Here is a 20,329-nt window from a genome sequence, read left to right as displayed (position 1 = left end):
GTTCGAACGTGGTCACGTCCACCAACCCGAGATCGGAGATACGCAAGGACGGAATGACCACAAGCGCCAGAAGGGAATGCTGCATATAAGCGTTGTTGAGCGTACATCCGCACTCGGCCATCGCGGCCACGATACCCTGCGCCTTGTCGGCCACACGAGTGGCGTGATCGTCGCTCATCAATCCGGCGATCGGCAATTTCACAAGCGCCAGTTCCTCTCCATCCTTGAAGACGCTGACACCGCCACCGACCTGGGCCAGGCGCATGGCGGCCTTGGCCATATTGTCCCGGTCGGTGCCAACGACGATCATGTGGTGGCTGTCATGGGCCACGGTCGAGGCCATCGCCATCGGACCTTTGTAGCCGAAGCCGGACACGAAGGCGTTGACCACGCCGCCTGTGGCCTGATGCCGTTCGACAAGGGCGATCTGACAGACATCGCCTTCGCCCTCGACCAGCCCGTCAACAACCGGCAATTCGGCAGTCAGCGCCTCGGTCGGGGCCTGGTTTTCTACCACCCCGATCACTTTGACATGGGCGGAATTGGCGCCTGTGGGGGCCTTGATTTCGAAATCCTGCGCGGTCAGGTCTTTGCCCAGATGAACGGTGTTCCGTGCCTTGGCAGGCCAGTCGAGATGCGGGCACTCGACAAGGATTTCCCCGTTCTCGGCCAGCTTCACGCCGCGCCCGTAAACCACTTCAATGGGCAGGCTGCGGAGGTCGCTTGTCAGGATCATGTCGGCGCGACGACCCGGCGCGATGGAGCCGAGCTCACGCTCCAGCCCGAAATGGGTGGCGGTGTTCACGGTGCACATCTGGATTGCCACCAGAGGATCGCAGCCACAGTCGATGGCATGGCGCAACACCCGGTTCATGTGGCCATCGTGAACAAGGGTGCCGGAATGGCAATCATCCGTGCAAAGGATGAAGTTGCGCGGATCGAGGCCCTTTTCCGTCACCGCCGTGATCTGGCTTTCCACATCATACCAGGCGGAGCCCAGCCGCAGCATCGACCGCATCCCCTGACGCACCCGATCAATCGCGTCGCTTTCGCGGGTGCCTTCGTGATCGTCCGCCGGACCGCCCGCCGCATAGGCGTGAAAGGCGGGGCCACGATCGGGGCTGGCGTAATGGCCGCCCACGGTCTTGCCCGCATTCATCGTTGCGGCCATCTCCGCAAGCATCTGCGGATCGCCGTTCACAACGCCGGGGAAATTCATCATCTCTCCCAGCCCGATGATACCGGGCCATGTCATCGCTTCGGCCACATCCTCTGGCCCAATCTCATAGCCCGTCGTTTCCAGCCCTGGCGCCGACGGCGCACAGGAGGGCATTTGGGTGTAAATATTGACGGGCTGCATCAGCGCCTCATCATGCATCAGCCGCACGCCTTCCAACCCCATCACATTGGCGATCTCATGGGGATCGGTGAACATGGTGGTGGTGCCATGAGGGATAACCGCACGGGCGAATTCAGCGGGCGTCAGCATCCCCGATTCGATATGCATATGCCCATCGCAAAGGCCAGGGATCAGGTAGCGGCCATTGCCGTCCACAACCTCGGTGCCTGCGCCGATGCAATGGCTGGCATCCGGGCCGACATAGGTAAAGCGGCCATCTGCGACGGCCACCTGCCAGCCGTCCAGAACCTCTCGGCTTTGAACATTGACGAGTTTCAGATTGCGAAGAACCAGATCGGCTGGTTCACGCCCAGCCGCAATGGCCACGAGCCGGGCCGCAGATTCGGCCCATGATTTGAATGAATATTGTTTTTCCATGCTCCAATCTGGCACCGGATTTTTCCGGCTTCAAGCCACATTTTCATGACAGGTTTTCAATCGCTTGCTTCCTGCTTACGGTGCACAGACCCAAGCCGGAGACCCGCGATGACCGTAACGATCTACCACAATCCCAGATGCAGCAAATCGCGCCAGACGCTGGAGCTCATCCGTGAGGCAGGGATAGAGCCAGAGATTGTAGAGTACTTGAAAATCGGCTGGACCGAGGCGCTGCTGAAAGACCTGTTCGCCAAGGCCGAAATCCCGGCGCGCGAAGCATTGCGGGCCAAGCAGGCCCCTGCGCCAGAGCTTGGACTGACCAAGGCGGATGACGCCACCATTCTGGCCGCTATGATCACGCACCCGGTGCTTGTGGAACGACCCATCGTGGTGGTTGGCAATCAGGCGGCAATCTGCCGTCCGCCCGAACGGGTGAGCGATTTGCTGGACAAGGGGTGATCCTGTCCCGTTTCTAGGGAGGGCGCTTTTGCAAAGCGTCGACGCCTCCGGCGGGAGTATTCGGACCAAGAAGAAGACAGGAGATGCGATTTGGCCAGAGCCAGCCGCAAGACAGGCAAGGCGAAACGGCGGCCGCTGCTGCGGTTCGTGCTGCGCTGGCTGTTTCGGGGTACCGCCCTGGTCATAGTTCTGGGCACAGCGTGGATTGCGCTTTATGCCGTCGTGGCACCGCCAACCACACCCTATATGCTGAGCGAAGGGCGCAGGCTGGACCGGGCGGTGGAACAGGTCTGGCGACCGATGGAGGAGATATCTCCGCATCTTGCGCGCGCCGTAGTGGCCGCCGAAGACGCAAACTTCTGCCTGCATTCGGGCTTTGACATGGATGCCATTCGCGCCGCGATAGCCGAGGGCATGTCGCGTGGCGGGTCCACGATCAGCCAACAGGTGGTGAAGAACGCCTTCCTCTGGCAGGGGCGATCTTGGGCGCGCAAGGCGCTGGAGGGGGTGATGACCCCGGTGATGGAGCTGATCTGGACCAAGCGCCGTGTCTTGGAGGTTTACCTTAATATCGTTGAGTTCGACGAGGGCATTTTTGGCGCAGAGGCCGCCGCGCAGCATTACTTCGGAATTTCCGCCGCCGATCTGAACCCAACCCAGGCGGCGCGGCTGGCCGCTGTTCTGCCCAACCCCCGCGAACGCTCTGCCTCGTCCCCTACGGCGGCTTTGCGCGAACGGGCCGCGCGGATCGCAGATGGGGCGGCAACTATACGCACTGATGGACGAGACGCCTGTTTTGCGCGTTGAATTTGGCCACGGCCCAAGGCAAAGAGAAGGTATAGGCCAAAAAAGAGCAGATCATGACCCGCCTTTATCACTTCGCCCTCTCCCCCTTCTGCCGCAAGGTCCGGCTGGTTCTGGCCGAGAAGAAGATCGACGTGGAGTTGATCGACGAACGCTATTGGGAACCGTCCGGTGAATTCCTGCGCCGCAATCCGGCGGCCAAGGTGCCGGTGCTAAAGATCGATGGGATGCTGCTGACAGAGAGTCAGGCGATCTGCGAATATATCGAAGAAACCCATCCCGAACCCGCCCTGATGCCCCGCGATCCTGCTGCTCGGGCGGAAGTGCGGCGGCTGTGTTTCTGGTTCGACGACAAGTTCCATCACGAAGTGACGGCGAACCTTGTCTATGAACGGGTGAACAAGAAGGTGATGCGCGGCGGCTATCCCGATGGCAAGGCGGTCAAGACCGGCGCGCAAAAGATCAAATTCCACCTCGACTACATGACATGGCTTCTTGACCATCGCCGCTGGCTGGCGGGCGACAGCCTTAGCCTTGCCGACTTTACCGCCGCGGCGCATCTGTCCTGTCTGGATTATATCTCGGACGTGGATTGGAACCGGTCCGCCGTGGTCAAGGATTGGTACGCCAAGATCAAGTCGCGCCCGGCCTTCCGGTCGATCCTCGCTGACCAGATCCCCGGTTTCATCCAGCCGCCCCACTACGCGAACCTGGACTTTTGACCGGGCTGAAACCGGCGCTGGAGGCAAAGGCCTTGGAAGAGAGCTTTGCGAAGATGCGCGTCTGTCGGCCCGATGCGATCCCTGAGGCCGCCGGGCGGTTGGCTGCGTTCGTAGATGCCGGGCGCCATGGCCAGATGGGCTGGATGGCCGAGCGGATGAACTGGCGCGGAAACCCTGCCGCGCTGTGGCCAGAGGCCCGGTCGGTGATCGTGCTGGCAGAACCCTACACGCCAAAGATGGATCCGTTGGAGGCCCTGGAGAAGCGCGATTGCGCAACGATCAGCGTCTATGCGCAGAATCGCGACTATCACGATCTGGTCAAGAAACGGCTGAAACGGGTGGGTCGCTGGCTGCTGGATCAGGCACCAGGTGAAGCGATCAAGGTCTTTGTGGATACCGCCCCGGTAATGGAAAAACCGCTTGGCCAGGCATCTGGGCTAGGCTGGCAAGGCAAGCACACGAACCTGCTGGCACGCGATCTGGGAAACTGGTTCTTTCTCGGATCGATCTTCACCACGGTTGAGCTGGAGCCCGATGCACCCGAAAGCGAGCATTGCGGCAACTGCACCGCCTGCCTCGACATCTGCCCGACCAACGCCTTCCCCGCGCCTTTTCAGCTGGATGCGCGTCGCTGCATTTCCTATCTGACGATCGAACATCACGGCCCGGTTGATGAAGACCTTCGCCCGCTGTTGGGAAACCGCATCTATGGATGTGACGATTGCCTTGCCGTGTGCCCGTGGAACAAGTTCGCCGTAACCGCAACCGAGATGCGCTATGCCGGGCGGGCGGAGCTGCAAAGCCCAGGGCTGGCGGACCTCGCGGGGCTTGATGACGCCGCGTTTCGCGCCATGTTCAGCGGGTCGCCCATAAAGCGGATCGGGCGGGGGCGGTTCGTGCGCAATGTGATGTATGCGATTGGCAACAGCGGCGAGGCAGCGCTGATCGGGGCTGCGCGGGCGCTGACAGAAGATGACGACCCGACCGTGGCCGATGCGGCAAGGTGGGCAGTGGAGAGGCTGACATGAAGCTGGTGATTTTCGGCATGGGCTTTTCGGCGGCGGCGCTGGTTCAGGCGATGCGCCCTTATCGTGCGGGAACCGTCATCGGCACCACGCGATCCGCGCAGAAGGCCGAGGTGCTGGGGAAATCCGGCATCCATGCCCGCGTTTTTCCAGGCACCGATATGCGCGCCGATCTGGAAACGGCAACCCATGTGCTGATCACCGCAGGGCCGGAAGATGGCGCTGATCCGGTGTTGAAACATCTGCGCCCGGTGTTCGAGGAGCTTGCCAGCAGTTTCGAATGGGTTGGCTATCTGTCCACCACAGGCGTCTATGGCGACCATCAGGGCGGATGGGTGGATGAAACCGCGCCGCTGACGCCGGCAACGCGCCGGGGCCGCGCGCGGGTACAGACCGAAGCGGAATGGACCGAGCTTTTCCGGCTGAAGGGCTTGCCGTTGCACATCTTTCGCCTGCCCGGAATTTACGGGCCGGGCCGTGGGCCTTTTGAAAAGGTCAGGAACGGCACAGCACGGCGGATCATCAAGCAGGGACAGGTGTTCAGCCGCATCCATGTAGAGGACATCGCACAGGCACTTTTGGCCTCGATGAAACGGCCGCGGCCCGGTGCGATCTATAATATCTGCGATGATGATCCGGCCCCGCCGCAGGACGTTCTGACCTATGCGGCGGAACTGCTCGGCGTCGATCTGCCCCCTGCCGTGCCCTTTGAAGAGGCCGACCTGACACCAATGGCACGCAGTTTCTACGCGGAATCTAAGCGGGTGGATAACAGTCTGATGAAGCGTGAACTGATGGTGAAGCTGCGTTATCCGACCTACAAGGCAGGGCTGGATGCGCTCTTTGCTGCCGAGCAGGCAAAGGGATAGCCCCGGCGGCGGTGCTCGCACTCAGTGCGCGGCACACCGATCAGCATCTGTCCGCAATGGGACTAGCTGCTGCGATTTGCAGGCAGGCCCTGACCTGTAGTGCCACCATCGCCGGTTACCATGGTCCACCAGATCTTACCGGTTTCTTCCTGATAGAAGGAAAAGCCCAGATCCCGCGCATCGGGGTCGGTGATCACGTCGCGCGTATCGGCTTGTTGCATCCAGGCGGCGACGGTTTCCAATTCCGATTCATATGTTTCCGAGATGTTTTCGCCCAATAGCCGCCCGGAATACCCGGCCCGCTGCGCCCGGTCGATGGGCGATGACCCATCCGACCCGAAATGCCAGGGGCGGTTCTGCAGGCTCATGTCGCGGGAATGGGTGGCAGCAGCGGCGTTGAGTTCGGCGTTCAGGGCCAGATCGGGTGCTCCTGCGGCGCGACGCAGGGCATTCACACTGTCCAGGACGCGAAACTGAATGGCTGCTTCGTCACGCGGATTGATTCGATACACAGTCGGCAGCGGACGCCCGTCCGCCCCAAGCCGCGGAGAGGTCGTTGCCATGCACGCTGAAAGCGAGCCAAGGGCCGTTGTCATCAGAAAGGTGCGTCTCAGCATGGGTAGGTTTCGGGCCTGTTTTGCTGTTTGTTGCCTAGATCAATAACGCCCCGGTCCCATCCGATCAAACAGAACGGGTGTCTTTTCATGTATTGTGATCAGTGCATCAATGGACGTAGGCCGCCATTGCCGTTATTTTGCGCGCCAGAGGCAGTTCCCTACGGAGGTCGAACAATGAGCGACCCGAAGATCCCACATCTGAACCGGCGCCTGTTTCTAGGCGCGGCAGCCGTGACTCTCGCCACCCCTGCACTGGCACAGGACACCACCTATGAAGACAGCACGGAACTGGAACGCGATGTCAGCCAGACCGTGCGGCACAACATTTCCAGCTTTCGCACGCTGGAATGGCGGGACTATTTCGACAACCTGAACAACGGCGCGATTCTGGTCGATATCACCTCTCGCGCACTCCACTATTGGAACCCGGAGGAGACAGTTTATCGCCTGTATCCCACCTCGGTTCCTGCCACCGAAGACCTGACTCGCCGGGGTCGGACAAGCGTTGTCCGCAAGGTCGAAGGCCCTGAATGGCGCCCGACACCGGCGATGCGCGAACGCAACCCGGAATGGCCCGAATATGTCGCCCCGGGCCCAGATAACCCATTGGGCACCCATGCGCTTTATCTCGGTTGGACCTATTACCGCATCCACGGCACCCACGACACACGCAAGATCGGGCGGCGCAGTTCGAACGGATGCATTGGCCTTTACAACGAACATATCGCAGATTTGTTCGAACTGGCCCGTGTTGGCACCCAAGTGTTGCTTATTTGACCACAAATTTGCGATCTTGGGGTTCGGGGCGATTTCCCAGCATTGCAATCCCAAGGCTTTGCTGCTTAAACCTAGTTACGAGGTACAGTCTTGGGTGCCCTGCTATGCGTAATACCGCGCGAAAAATTTTGGGGCGTATCTTGGAGGATACTATGAAAAAACTCGCACTCGCAGCCGCTCTGTCCGTTGCCGCCACCTCCGCTTTTGCTAGCGGCTACGTGGAGCCTGTTCTGGAACCCGTCGTAATCGTGGAAGACACCTCGTCCTCCGCTGGTGGCGTCCTGGTTCCCCTGCTGGCAATCATCCTGATCGCAGCTGCAATGGCTGACTAATTCAGTCACCGACTACAGAATAGAAGAAGGCGGCCTTCATCGGCCGCCTTTTTCACGTTTTGGTGCTGTAAAAACAGGGCTTACTCAGGCAGCCCGGCCTCTGCCGCGATCTGAGCCCGGCTTTTCCGCGCCCGTTCCGTAGCGGATTTCAGCTGCCCGCAAGCGGCCATGATGTCCTCGCCCCGCGGGGTGCGAATGGGGCTGGCATAGCCCGCCTTGTAGATGATGTCGGCAAACTTCTCGATCCGTTCCCAGTCCGATCGCTCATAGGGCGCACCGGGCCATTCGTTGAACGGAATCAAATTGATCTTGGCCGGAATGCCCTTGATCAGCTTGACCAGCCTGCGGGCATCTTCATCCGTGTCGTTCACATCCTTAAGCATCACATATTCAAATGTGATTCGCTCAGAGTTCGACAGTTTGGGATAGGCGCGCAGCGCGTCCAGCAGCTCTGCGATCGGCCAGCGCTTGTTGATCGGCACCAGCTTGTCGCGGGTCTGATCCTCGGTCGCGTGGAAGGAAATGGCCAACATGCAGCCGATTTCTTCTGCGGTGCGGGCGATCTCGGGCACCACGCCCGATGTTGATAGGGTGATCCGACGGCGCGACAGCGAAATGCCCTCGGGATCCATTGCGATCTTCATCGCGTCACGCACGTTCTCGAAGTTATAAAGCGGCTCGCCCATGCCCATCAGCACGATGTTCGACAACAGACGCGGGCCGTTGTCGCCGGTGCCCTCGCCCGGTTCCGGCCATTCGCCCAGATCGTCACGCGCCACCATCACCTGACCAACAATCTCACCAGCCGTCAGGTTACGCACCAGTTTCTGAGTACCCGTATGGCAGAAGGAACAGGTCAGAGTGCAGCCAACCTGGGAAGAGATGCACAGCGTCCCGCGATCAGTTTCAGGGATATAGACGACCTCTACTTCGTGCCCACCCGCGATCCGCACCAGATATTTTCGGGTGCCATCAGCGCTGACATTGCGGCTGACCACCTCTGGCACTTCGATCACGAAATGCGCGGCCAGATCGGCCCGATAGCTTTTGGCGAGGTTCGTCATCACGTCAAAATCGCGCACGCCCCAGTGGTAAACCCACTGCCAAATCTGGTTGACCCGCATCTTGGCCTGCTTTTCAGGCGTGCCTGCCGCGATCAGCGCCGCGCGCAATTGATCCCGCGTCAGACCCACAATATTCGTGGGGCCGTCGGGCAGTTTGCGCGGAATGGTCAGGACATCCTGCGTGATGGGGGCGCTGGCGGACATGGCATAGCTCCGAGATGGGATGCGGACACATATAAGCATCCGCCCCTCAAGGCAAACCTTGTATTTGCAGAAAATCAGCCGCCGCAGCGGGTTTCCGCATCCTCAACCGCAGCAGTGAAGCCAAGCAGCGAGAACGTATCAACCGTCTGCGTGCCTCGTGCCGACCGGGCGGTCAGCACCGCTTCGGAGCCACGCTTCATGGCCGTGATGATCCGGGCGTCTTCCTGTTCGGACGCAGCCCAAGCCAATTCGCCGTCGGTAAACAGTTCAAAGGTCGAGTTGCCAATCTCCATCGTCACGGTGGAATCATCTGCAAACGGATATCCGCCGGTAAAGGAAACCTCACCCATCCGGCTTTCGGACGGCCAGTAGCTGACAAACAGCAGAATTTCCGACCGGCGCACGGCCACAACACGGCCATCGCGGGTGTTCACGGTTTCACGCGGCGCGGATACGACCCAGCACTGTGTCGGGTCATCCTCGACGAACACGCTCCAATCCGTCTCCGCATTTACGCGGTTTTCGGATTCCTCGGTGTCCTGGGCAAACGACGGCGTCGAAAACGCCAGTGCGATCACCAATCCAGCAACCCAATTCTTCATCTTGATCCAGCCTCCAGCCGTCTCTGCCTCTGGTTTGGGGTCCGGCCTGTTCGTCAGGTCTTGCACTCGAACCCCGCCCACTTCTAACTGCGAGCGGAGATTAACCTGAAAATCCTTTTGGGGAAAAGCCCCGGTAGCGGAAAATTGCCGGAACCCCTGATTGGACGGAGGAAAACTGCATGGCTGAAGCGGAAACACTGGTCGAGGTCTGGCGCGGACCGTTCCGCGAAAGCATCCATCGTGGCCATGCGGTTGTGTGGGGCGCCGACGATGGCGTTCTCGCCAGCTGGGGAAACCCCGATGCTGTGATCCTGCCCCGGTCGTCCTGCAAGATGATCCAGGCGCTTCCGCTCATCGAAAGCGGCGCGGCAGAGGCGTTTGGCCTGTCGGAGGCACAACTGGCCCTGTCCTGCGCATCCCATAACGGGGCGGCGATCCACACGAATATGGTGACGGAGTGGTTGGGGGGCCTGGGGATTGACCCCGAGACAGCCTTGCGGTGCGGGCCGCAGATGCCGGGCGACCCTGACGCACGGACCGCGCTGATCAAGACCGATACTTCGCCCTGCCAGATCCACAACAACTGTTCCGGCAAGCATTCCGGGTTTCTGACGCTGGCAAAACATCTGGGGGCCGGGCCGGAATACGTTGATCCTGACCATCCGGTTCAACTGGCCGTGAAAGCCGCGTTCGAAGAGGTCACGGGCGAGGATACGCCCGGTTTCGGCATCGACGGCTGTTCCGCCCCCAACTTCGCCACGTCCGTCACCGGACTGGCCCGCGCCATGGGGCGTTTCGCGGCGGCCACGGGCGAAGGTGATGCACGCGACCGCGCCATGCACCGGCTGACCCGCGCAATGGCCGCACATCCGGTCCTGGTGGCCGGCGAAGGAAAGTCCTGTACCGCCCTTATGCGCGCCATGGGCGGGCGCGCATCGGTCAAAACCGGGGCCGAGGCCGTATTCATCGCGATTGTGCCGGAACGGCGCATCGGCGTTGCCCTGAAGATCGAAGACGGGACAACCCGAGGGTCCGAAGCGGCAATTACCCACATCCTGACCAGACTTGGTGTTCTTGACGCACATCACCCGGCGGCCCGCACCTACACCCACGGCCCGATCCGCAACCGGCGGGATATCGTGACCGGGGAATACCGGCTGTCGGGGTCGTTTGCAGATTGGACGCTCTGACCAAGCGTCCGTCTGATGCATGTATTTCTGGGGCCGACACCGTCAGACGGCGACATCCAGTGACATTCAGCTCTCCTCCCGCAGCGGACGAACCCCTTCTGGGCGGAGCATTTCCAGCTTGCCGATAATTTCGGCCTTTTTCAGCGGTTTGGTCAGGTAATAATCCACCCCCGCGGCGACAATCTCTGCCTCGTGATCATCCATCGCGTGCGCGGTCATCGCAACAATGGGCAAACACGAGAGCCCCCTCTCCTGCTCATCCGCTCGAATCCGGCGGGTCAGTTCCAGCCCGTCCATCTCGGGCATGGAAATATCAGTGAACAGCAGGTCTGGCCGTTCCGCGCGATAGGCTTCCCAGGCTTCCAGCCCATTGTTCGAAAGCACCAACTCAAGATCAAGCGCCTTGATCATCTTGCGAAAGATCATCTGGTTGGTCTTGTTGTCCTCCGCTGCCAGCAACCGCAGCTTTCGCGGTGCGTCTTGCCGAAAAGGCTCTGGCCGAGGAGGGATCTTGTCCACCATATCCAGAACTGCTTGCCTGAACTCGCGCAAGGGCACTTCCAAAGTGATCTCGGGGATCGCAGCCGACGGGTCGGCACGACGGTCGGACAGGCAGCGGATCACCGGCCACGGGGCGGCGCCAAGCCGGTCGTCATCCGCGTCTTCGGTCAGGATCATCAGGTTCGGGGTTCCGGTAATCTGCTCCGCTCTCTCTGCGACCTGAACCTCTGTTTTCAGCTTGAGGAACTGCCGCGCAACCAAGCGCCGCGCGCCCGTGTCCGGGCCGATGAGCGCAACATTTGCCAGCTCTGGTGGCAGAGGCGACACCGGGCAGGGAACCTCTCCTTCGGCCACCGGCAGGATCAGGCGGAAGGCAAAGGTTGCACCCTGTCCCAGTTCCGATTCCAACCAGATGTCACCACCCATCATCTGCACCAGCTGGTGCGTAATCGCCAGACCCAGCCCGGTGCCCTCATACTTGCGATTCGCCTGATCCTCGACCTGGTTGAACTCCCCAAACACATGCGCCTGTTTATCAGCCGCGATGCCGATACCGGTATCTTCCACCGCGATCACCAGAGTGACCTGATCGCTTTCCACCACTTCGCCCATGACCCGCACAAGGACATGGCCAGCATCGGTGAATTTGACGGCATTGCCGATCAGGTTGGTCAGCACCTGTCGCACCCGCCCCCGGTCGCCCACAAGGGTTTCGGGCAGGAAGATATCATAATCCAACAACAACCGCAGATCGCGCCCTTGAATGGACGGCCGCAGCAGGCGGAAGATCTCACGGATCAGATCCTCCAGATCGAAGGCTTCGGAATGCAGAACGAGCTTGTCGGCCTCGATCTTCGAAAAATCGAGGACGTCGTTGATGATCTCCAGCAGCGCCTCTCCGGAGTTGCGGATCGTGTCGGCGCATTGGCGCTGATCCTCGTCCAAATCGGTTTCGCGCAGCAGCTCGGCCATGGCGACCACGCCGTTCATCGGGGTGCGAATCTCGTGGCTCATATTCGCGAGGAAGGCAGACTTTGCGCGGTTCGCCGCTTCTGCCTGATCGCGGGCTTCCAACAGATCACGTTCGCGGCGAATGGATTGGGTGATGTTCAACATCAGGCTAACCATGTCGCCACCGGGCGCGCGTTTGTCGACCAGCTTGATATAGCCACCATTCCACAGTTTGACGGTGCGTTCCGGGATCGGATCTTGTTCCCACCGGGCGGTCAGGTCATCCACCCAATCGTCAGGATGTGAACCCTCCAGATCAACCAACCCCTCGTCCACAGCAATGCGAAGGATCGAATTGTAGCTGGCCCCAGGCCCAACCTCGACCATGCCCTCGAAGATATTCAGAAAGGCCCCATTGGCGGCCACCAGCCTGCCGGACCGGTCATAGATGGCAAAGCCATCTTCGATGATATCGAGAGAGTCCCAAAGCCGACGCTCTGCCCGTTCTGCCTTTTCAGTCGCAACTTCCAGATCGGCGCGGGCGCGGGTGGTTTCACCGACCAGTTCGGCGTTTTCTTCGCGCTGCTCGATCACCTGATCGGACAGCCTGTCGGCCTGCTGCGCCAGCTTTCGGTTGGCGGCGAACAGTTCCTCTTGCTTTTGGACAAGCAGGCGTTCAGCGGCCAGCCGCGCCCGGCGTTCCCGCGCCAAACGGTCGTCGAAGCTGGTGCCGTCCATGCCCTGTCTCTCGCGAATCCAAACCTGAACCGGCAGAATGACGCCGGTTTCCTTACCATCGTCTTAAGGAAAACGGGGCGGCATGGACTAAGGCGGCTGACCGTGGCAGCATGGCTGAAAGATTTTTTATTGATACAATTTCTGATCAGGAGGTTCCCATGCGCGCATTGGTCGTGGCTGGTTTGATGTCCTTGCTTCCGCTTGTCGCCACCGCCCAGAACGGGCCGGTTGCCGAGCGTTTCTTTGCAATCACGCAAGACACCGATTTTCCCGGCGCAGACATTACGCCGATCTATGACACAACGTTCGAGACCTGCTCTCGTGCGTGCATGGCCGATCCGAACTGCGTGGCCTTTACCTACAACAGCCTAAACAGTGTCTGTTTTCCAAAAACTGCCGTCTTGGCGATGGAGTCTTTTGACGGCGCCATGTCCGCCACAGTGCGCAACACCGACCCTGTCGTTCTGGCCCGACTGGAGGCGCGGCTGGACCAACTGGGGTTCCTGACGGCGGAGGATCTGTCCAACGCCCGTGCTCAGGCCACGACCCTGGCCAACCGGCACTATGCCGGAACATGGACGGCAGACCGTATTCTGGACACCGCCCTTCAGCGTCTGGAAGAGGGCGAGTTTCTGCGCGCCATGCGGCTTTATGGCTCTGCCATCACCATCACCGACGATCCCGCGCACTGGCTGGAATATGCCCGCCTGGCGCTAGAGATTGAGACTTCCAGCCGATCCGAACAGAGGAATCTGACCCGCACCGCCCTGCGCGCGGGTATCAATGCCGCCCTGCGGGCCGATCCCGGACAGGACCTGTCTGATGCTGCCGCGCTGATCGCCCGCGCGCTGGAAGACAGCAACCGTGGCCGCGACATGATCTTCGCTCTGCGGCTAGCGATTGCCGAGGCCCCGTCAGACGCATTGGAGGCAGAGCTTGACCGCGCGATCGGGCTTTATGGCTTCCGTGTCACCAGCACGAGGGTTGAGAACGATGCCGCCGAGCCGCGCATTTGCGCAATCTTCTCGGAAGACATTGCAGGCGGTGTCACCCATGCCGATTTTCTGCAAACCACCGTGAACGGACTGTCGGTCGAAGCTGAGGACCGGCAATTCTGCATCTCCGGTGTGCAACACGGGCAGCGCTATGAATTCACCCTGCGCGCGGGCCTGCCCTCCGCCTCGGGCGAGACCCTGCGCAACCCCGCCACACTGCGGCTTTATGTGCGTGATCGGTCGCCTGCCCTACGCTTTCCCGGTCGGGCTTATGTGTTGCCGCGCCTTGCGGGTGGGTCGTTGCCCATTGTGACGGTGAACACCGACGAGGTCGCGCTTCGACTTTATTCAGTCACGGATCGCAACATCGTGCGAACGCTTCAGGACGACTATTTCGGGCGCCCCCTGAACCAGTGGGAAGTAAGCCGGTTTTCGACAGAGTTGGCTGAAACTGTCTGGGAAGGGGTTGGAGAGGTCTCTAACCGGCTGAATCAGGACGTCACCACCAGCTTGCCCATGGGCGAGGTCATGGCCAATCTCGACCCCGGCCTCTATGCGCTAGAGGCCCGGATCGACGGGCCCGAGGGACGTGACCTACCCACGGCAACACAGTGGTTTTTCGTCTCTGACCTGGGGATTTCTGCCGTATCCGGCACAGATGGCGTTCATGTGATCCTGCGATCTTTGGCCGATACTTCAGGCGTAGAGGGTGCGGTTGTACGGCTGGTTTCTGAATCAAACCGGGTGTTGGCGGAACTGGAAAGCGACCGGCAGGGCCGCGTGCATTTCCCTGCCGATCTGACCGCAGGGCGCGCCGGGGCCACTCCTGCGATGATCACCGTGGAACAGGCCGAGGACTTCGCCTTCCTCTCATTGCGCGAAGCAGAGTTCGACCTGTCCGACCGGGGCGTCGAAGGCCGACCCGCCGCGCCACCGATTGACCTGTTTCTGACCACCGAGCGTGGTGCGTACCGCGCAGGAGAGACCATTCACGCCACCGCGCTGGCCCGCGACGGGCAGTCGCGCGCCCTGTCTGGCTTGCCATTGACCGCGATCCTGACCCGGGCAGATGGAGTCGAATACAGCCGAATGGTGCTGAGCGAGACCGGCGCGGGCGGCTTCGTCTGGCAGATGCCCCTTGGCCCGAATGTGCCGCGCGGCACCTGGCGGCTGGCCATCCATGCAGACCCGGATGCGCAGCCGCTTGCCAGCCGCACCCTGCTGGTCGAGGATTTCCTGCCTGAACGGATCGATGTCGATCTGTCCCTGCCAGACGGGCCCCTGCCCGCGAACCGTCCCATCCTTCTGGACCTACAGGCGGATTACCTGTTCGGTGCCCCTGCGGGCGATCTGCCGATCGAGGGCGAACGCATTCTGCGGGGTGTTTCGACACTCGCGGGTTATCCCGGCTACCGCTTTGGCCGCCATGATAACCCGGTCGGAACATCCCTGAGCGGCCTGCCCGACAGCGAACGCACCGATGCATCCGGTGCGGCCCGGCTGGAGCTAAGCCTGCCCGAGCTCACCGGCACCCCGCACCCGCGCGAAGTGACCATCGTCGCCCGTGTGACCGAAGGCTCTGGCCGTCCGGTGGAACGCCAGATTACCCGTGCGCTTGAACCCACAGGCACGTTGATCGGCATTCGCCAGCTCTTTGACGGCACCCTTCCCGAAGGCACCGAGGCGCAGTTTCACCTGATCGCTGTTGGGGCAGAGGAATTGCCGGTGCGCTGGACACTGAACAGGGTCGAACGGCGCTATCAATGGTACACTCAGAACGGGCGCTGGAACTGGGAACCAGTCACAACCCGTACCCGGATCGCAACCGGTGACGCGGTGCTTGGAGCTGACCCGTTAGAGATTGGCGCGCCTGCCGATTGGGGGCGTTATGAACTGCGGGTGGAAAGCACCGATGGTCTCTATACCGCGTCTTCGATAGGGTTCCGCGCCGGTTGGTATGGTGAGGGCGACAGCACCGGCACACCCGATCTGCTGGAGGTCTCACTCGATTCCGAAAGCTATGACATAGGCGACGAGGCGCGGCTGCGTATCGTTCCGCGATCCGGCGGGCTGGTCCTGGTCCGGGTCATGTCGAACCGGCTAATCCATCAGGAACTTGTCACCATCGGCGATGACCCTGACACCTTCCCGCTGGCCGTAACCGAGGACTGGGGCAACGGCGCATATGTCACCGCCACCCTGCTGCGCCCGCTGGAAGGATTGCCTGCACAGATGCCCGCCCGGTCGCTCGGGCTGGTCCATGCGACGGTCAACCCCGGCCCGCGCGCGCTGGACGTGGTGATGGAAGCCCCGATCACCTCCGCCCCCCGTGGCCCGCTGGAGGTGGCGCTGCGCGTTGGCAATGCCGAACAGGGCGATACGGTATATGCCAGCATCGCGGCCGTTGATCTGGGTATCCTGAACCTGACCGGTTTCCAGTCCCCCGACCCGATGGGACATTTCTTTGGTCAGCGTCGCCTTGGCGTCGGCATCCGCGACCTCTACGGACGGCTGATCTCCGGCGGCGGAGACCCCGGGGCGATCCGGCAAGGCGGCGATGCCAATGCCGGGATGCGGATGCAGGCCCCACCCCCGACCGAGGCGCTGGTTGCCTTCCATTCTGGCCCCGTCACGGTGGATGCGGACGGGCTGGCGCGTGTCAGCTTTGACATCCCCAGCTTTAATGGCACCGTGCGCGTGATGGCGATGGCGTGGAACGGGGCGGGGATTGGTCAGGCAGAGGCCGATGTTCTGGTTCGCGATCCGGTGGTTGTCACCGCCTCCATGCCCCGCTTCATGGCACCCGGCGACACCGCGCGGTTGTTGCTGGAAGTGACCCATGCAGAGGGCCCCACCGGCCTGATGCCAATCGAGATCGAGACATCTGATGGGCTGAACATCGGCTCTATCCTCTCTGCCGTGACGCTGGAGGAGGGTGAGACCGAACGCCTGCGCGTGCCGCTCTTTGCGCTGGACCAGCTTGGCGAGCAACAGGTGGACGTGACGCTTGTCACCCCGGACGGGCAACGCCTGTCTAGGACGCTGAGGCTGGTGGTTCAGTCGAACGACCCCGTCACCGCTGTGACCTCTCGCTTCACGCTGGCGCCGGGCGACAGCCTTGATTTCGATGCGTCTGTTCTCGCGGGTCTGCGCCCCGGCACGGGCCGCGCGACCCTGTCCGCAGGGCCCCTCGCCCGCTTCGATGCACCGGGCCTTTTACAGATGCTCGACCGCTACCCCTATGGCTGCACCGAACAGGTGACCAGTCAGGCGATGCCGTTGCTGTACATGGCAGACGTGGCCGAGGCGCTGGATCTTGACCATGCCGGCGATCTGGCAACCCGCATCCAGCAGGCCATCGACGCGGTGCTGGTCAATCAGGCCGCGAATGGCGGTTTCGGATTGTGGGGCGCCTATTCCGGCGATCCATGGCTCGATGCCTATGTCACCGACTTCCTTTCGCGCGCACGGGCCGAGGGCTATGTGGTTCCCGACCTCGCCTTCCAATCCGCGCTGGACGCGCTGCGCAACCATGTCGCCACCGCCCCTGATTTTGAGGAAGGGGGTGAATCCATCGCCTATTCGCTGATGGTTTTGGCGCGGGAAGGCGCGGCAGCCATAGGCGACCTGCGCTACTATGCAGACGTAAAGGCCGATGCCTTCGCCACCCCGCTGGCGCTTGGGCAGCTTGGGGCTGCGCTGGCGATGTATGGAGATCAACCACGGGCCGACGCGATGTTCCGTCGGGGCTATGAACTGCTGATCACCCAAAGCATCGTGTCAGAGCGGACCGGATGGCGGTCGGATTTCGGCACCAGACGACGGGATGCCACGGCGTTGTTGACGCTCGCTGCTGGTGCCGGGTCGCAGGCGATCCCGCTGGATGCGTTGGCGGCTGCATTGCCAGCACCCAGTGCCAATGTCTCTACCCAGGAAGCGGTGTGGAGCCTTCTGGCCGCCGATGCGCTGATTGACATGGAGGGACTGTCGTCTCTGACCCTGAACGGAACAGAGGTCGATGGTCCGCTGATCGAAGTGCTGGAAGCAAGTGATACCACCACCCGGACGCTGACCAACACCGGCGACCGACCGGAAACCCTGACGCTGACCCGTTATGGTCAGGCCGAGGGCGACACGCAGGCGGGCGGCAATGGCTACAGCATCACCCGCAGTTACATGACTCTGGATGGCCTGCCCGCCGACCCGTCCGAGGTCACTGTCGGGACAAGGCTGGTCGTGGTGCTGAATGTCCTGGGCTTCACCGACCGCACCGCGCGGCTGATGGTGAACGACCCATTGCCAGCAGGGTTCGAGATCGACAATCCCAACTTGCTGCGCGCTGGCGATATCGGGTCGCTCAGCGATCTGGACGTGACCGACTTCACCGATCATACGGAGTTTCGGCAGGACAGGTTCCTTGCCGCAGTGACGCACACAAGGGGTGATCTGATGCGGCTGGCCTATATCGTGCGCGCGGTCACGCCCGGCAGTTTCCACCACCCGGCCGCCTCGGTCGAAGACATGTACCGCCCCGCCTTCCGGGCACAGACGGCGTCCGGCCATGTGGTGATTACCGAGTGATCCGGGCAAGGCCATTCTTCTGGCTGGCGGCGCTGCTGCTGGTAATCGGACTGGCCTGGAACCGGTTCGATGCGTGGATTGAGGCGACCGTCATTCCACCACTGGTGCCTGTCACTTCGGTTGAGGTTCTGGATCGCGACGGCACGCTTTTGCGCGCCTACACGGTTGAGGATGGGCGTTGGCGGCTACCCGTGTCTCTGGCCGAGGTGGACCCGGAATTCATCGAACTGCTGCTGAACTTCGAGGATCGCCGCTTCTACGATCACGCCGGAGTCGATTGGCGGGCCATGGCGCGGGCCGGGTGGCAGGCGCTCACCAACGGGCGCATTGTCTCGGGCGCCTCCACCATCACCATGCAGGTTGCTCGGCTTCTTGAAGACAGCGGCACAGGATCGTGGCGCGGCAAGCTGCGGCAGATCCGTTTGGCGCTGGCGCTGGAACGTCAGCTGAGCAAGGATCAGATTCTGACTCTCTACCTGCATCTCGCACCCTATGGCGGCAATATCGAGGGCATTCGCGCCGCAACGCTCACTTGGTTCGGACAGGAACCGGGGCAGTTGACCACCGCCGAGGCTGCGCTGCTGGTGGCCATTCCGCAGGCCCCAAACAGCCGCCGCCCCGACCGTCACCCGGACAATGCCCATGTCGCCCGCGACAGGGTGCTGGCCCGCGCCCTGACCTTTGGTGTGTTGTCGGAGGAGGAGGTGACATGGGCCATGGCCGAAGCCCTGCCAACCGAACGCCGCGATTTTCCACTTCTGGCGCCGCACCTTTCGGACCGAATGCTGGCCCAAGACCCCACCGGCCAGCATCGGCTAACGATCAACGCGACCTTGCAGGCACAGATGGAGGCGCTGGCGCTGGAAGCTGTGCGCGGTCAGGGCAACCGGCTGAACGCCGCGATCATGGTGATGGATCACCAGACGGGCGAGGTTCTGGCCTCGGTCGGGTCCGCCGAATATTCCGACAACCCGTTGCAAGGTTTCGTCGATATGACACAAGCCTTGCGCAGTCCCGGCTCTACCCTAAAGCCGCTGATCTACGGGCTGGGGTTCGAGGCAGGATTGATCCACCCCGAAAGCCTGATCGAGGACCGCCCCACGCGGTTCGGCAGCTACGCCCCGCTGAATTTCGACCGTGCATTCCGGGGCGAACTATCCGTACGTCGCGCGCTGCAAGCCTCGCTTAATATCCCCGTCGCGTCCCTGCTGGAGGAACTGGGCCCGGCAGAGCTGATGAACCGTATGCGTCGCGCGGGCATGAACCCGGAACTGCCCGCCGGGCAACCGGGGCTGGCGGTGGCGCTTGGTGGTGTCGGCGTGACGATGGAAGACCTGATGCGCATGTATGGTGCGCTGGCCTCGGGCGGGGCCTATGTGCCCCTGCACTACCGGCAGGGCGACCGCGCGGGCGAACCGGTGCAGGTGCTGTCGCCTGTGGCCAGCTGGTATGTGGGTGACATCCTGTCCGACATGATCCCGCCCCCTAACGCGCCGCGCAACGGGCTGGCCTACAAGACCGGCACCAGCTACGGCCATCGCGATGCGTGGGCCTTTGGCTATGACGGGCGGCATGTGGTGGGGGTTTGGCTTGGGCGCGCCGACGGGGCCTCGGTCCCCGGTGCCTTCGGGGCCGATGTGGCCGCGCCGCTGCTGTTCGAGGCCTTTGCCCGCGTCGCCCCGCGCCTGACACCGCTGCCAGCGCCGCCGCCTGGTGCGCTGACCGTCAGCCATTCAGAACTGCCGGCACCTCTGCAACGCTTTGCAAGCCGCGCCGCCGCCACCACCGATCCAAATGCGCCCGAAATCACGTTTCCCCCCGATGGTGCGGTTTTGGCCAGTCAGCCAGGACTGCCCCTGGTGGCGCGGGTGGACCGGGGCACGCCGCCCTATACGTGGCTTTGGAACGGCCGCCCGGTGGAAATCGGGGCGCATGACCGAGAGGTTGACCTTGGAACACCCGATGCAGGCTTTGTTGACCTGACCGTGATCGATTCAGGCGGACGGGTGGCCACAGTGTTTCTGGAAATCACGGGCCCGTAACCGGGCGTGACGGTCTGGGCTGACTCGCGGAGTCGTATGTGCACTAGCGCACCATTATCACGCGATTATCTCGCCTTCG

General features: G+C 62.0%; 15 protein-coding genes. 10 read left to right on the top strand and 5 right to left on the bottom strand.

The window, feature by feature from the left end; all coding sequences use genetic code 11:
- On the bottom strand, nt 1-1,777 hold a 1,777-nt coding region (ade, locus tag ACROHD_RS16120; protein WP_432679309.1), incomplete at its 3' end, for an adenine deaminase.
- A gap of 108 nt (nt 1,778-1,885) precedes the next feature.
- Here ade and arsC point away from each other — a divergent pair.
- The 5 genes from arsC to ACROHD_RS16095 all read left to right on the top strand — a co-directional run bounded on the left by arsC (nt 1,886) and on the right by ACROHD_RS16095 (nt 5,656).
- Nucleotides 1,886-2,236 carry an arsenate reductase (glutaredoxin) gene (arsC, locus tag ACROHD_RS16115; protein WP_432679307.1) on the top strand — a complete coding sequence of 117 codons (351 nt, stop codon included), beginning with the start codon at nt 1,886-1,888 and terminating at the stop codon, nt 2,234-2,236.
- Nucleotides 2,237-2,326: 90 nt separating this feature from the next.
- Nucleotides 2,327-3,043, top strand: a complete 717-nt coding sequence (gene mtgA / locus ACROHD_RS16110; RefSeq protein WP_432679305.1) for a monofunctional biosynthetic peptidoglycan transglycosylase — start codon at nt 2,327-2,329, stop codon at nt 3,041-3,043.
- A gap of 53 nt (nt 3,044-3,096) precedes the next feature.
- Nucleotides 3,097-3,762, top strand: coding sequence for an FtsZ-binding protein FzlA (fzlA, locus tag ACROHD_RS16105; protein WP_432679303.1), 666 nt, complete (start codon nt 3,097-3,099; stop codon nt 3,760-3,762).
- Nucleotides 3,759-4,790 (top strand): tRNA epoxyqueuosine(34) reductase QueG, encoded by a 1,032-nt coding sequence (gene queG, locus ACROHD_RS16100; protein ID WP_432679301.1) that lies wholly within the window; start codon nt 3,759-3,761, stop codon nt 4,788-4,790. The genes fzlA and queG overlap by 4 nt, the downstream gene beginning before the upstream one ends.
- Nucleotides 4,787-5,656, top strand: a complete 870-nt coding sequence (locus ACROHD_RS16095; RefSeq protein ID WP_432679299.1) for an SDR family oxidoreductase — start codon at nt 4,787-4,789, stop codon at nt 5,654-5,656. Before queG ends, ACROHD_RS16095 begins: the two co-directional genes overlap by 4 nt.
- A gap of 62 nt (nt 5,657-5,718) precedes the next feature.
- Here the strand turns inward: ACROHD_RS16095 and dalA are convergent, their stop codons facing one another.
- The gene (dalA, locus tag ACROHD_RS16090) at nt 5,719-6,273 is read right to left on the bottom strand and encodes a divisome-associated lipoprotein DalA (protein ID WP_432679298.1); all 555 of its coding nucleotides are present in this window, start codon (nt 6,271-6,273) and stop codon (nt 5,719-5,721) included.
- Between the two features lie 174 nt (nt 6,274-6,447).
- Between dalA and ACROHD_RS16085 the strand changes: the two genes are divergently transcribed.
- Entirely contained in the window at nt 6,448-7,050 is a 603-nt protein-coding gene (locus ACROHD_RS16085) for a L,D-transpeptidase (protein WP_432679297.1), read from the top strand.
- 152 nt (nt 7,051-7,202) lie between these two features.
- Entirely contained in the window at nt 7,203-7,382 is a 180-nt protein-coding gene (locus ACROHD_RS16080) for a hypothetical protein (protein WP_432679296.1), read from the top strand.
- Nucleotides 7,383-7,462: 80 nt separating this feature from the next.
- On the opposite strand, the gene rlmN is transcribed toward ACROHD_RS16080, so the two are convergent.
- Together rlmN and ACROHD_RS16070 are read right to left on the bottom strand one after the other, a co-directional pair.
- Nucleotides 7,463-8,650: a dual-specificity RNA methyltransferase RlmN gene (rlmN, locus tag ACROHD_RS16075; RefSeq protein ID WP_432679295.1), complete on the bottom strand. Its 1,188-nt coding sequence runs from the start codon at nt 8,648-8,650 to the stop codon at nt 7,463-7,465.
- 74 nt (nt 8,651-8,724) lie between these two features.
- On the bottom strand, nt 8,725-9,252 hold the full coding sequence (locus ACROHD_RS16070) for an invasion associated locus B family protein (protein ID WP_432679294.1): 528 nt from the start codon (nt 9,250-9,252) through the stop codon (nt 8,725-8,727).
- A 179-nt stretch (nt 9,253-9,431) separates the two neighbouring features.
- Here ACROHD_RS16070 and ACROHD_RS16065 point away from each other — a divergent pair, with 179 nt between their 5' ends.
- On the top strand, nt 9,432-10,442 hold the full coding sequence (locus ACROHD_RS16065; protein ID WP_432679293.1) for an asparaginase: 1,011 nt from the start codon (nt 9,432-9,434) through the stop codon (nt 10,440-10,442).
- A 66-nt stretch (nt 10,443-10,508) separates the two neighbouring features.
- Here the strand turns inward: ACROHD_RS16065 and ACROHD_RS16060 are convergent, their stop codons facing one another.
- Nucleotides 10,509-12,632: an ATP-binding protein gene (locus ACROHD_RS16060; RefSeq protein ID WP_432679292.1), complete on the bottom strand. Its 2,124-nt coding sequence runs from the start codon at nt 12,630-12,632 to the stop codon at nt 10,509-10,511.
- Nucleotides 12,633-12,790: 158 nt separating this feature from the next.
- On the opposite strand from ACROHD_RS16060, the gene ACROHD_RS16055 reads away from it, so the two are divergent.
- Together ACROHD_RS16055 and pbpC are read left to right on the top strand one after the other, a co-directional pair.
- Nucleotides 12,791-18,208, top strand: coding sequence for an alpha-2-macroglobulin family protein (locus tag ACROHD_RS16055; RefSeq protein ID WP_432679291.1), 5,418 nt, complete (start codon nt 12,791-12,793; stop codon nt 18,206-18,208).
- The gene (gene pbpC / locus ACROHD_RS16050) at nt 18,205-20,250 is read left to right on the top strand and encodes a penicillin-binding protein 1C (protein WP_432679290.1); all 2,046 of its coding nucleotides are present in this window, start codon (nt 18,205-18,207) and stop codon (nt 20,248-20,250) included. Before ACROHD_RS16055 ends, pbpC begins: the two co-directional genes overlap by 4 nt.
- The last annotated feature ends 79 nt before the right edge of the window (nt 20,251-20,329 follow it).

This window comes from Nioella aestuarii, assembly GCF_050896395.1.
In the GTDB taxonomy this organism is placed as follows: Bacteria; Pseudomonadota; Alphaproteobacteria; order Rhodobacterales; family Rhodobacteraceae; genus Nioella; species Nioella aestuarii.
The sequence above is the reverse complement of the archived record's forward strand: the minus strand, read 5'-3'. Positions and strand labels throughout refer to the sequence as shown.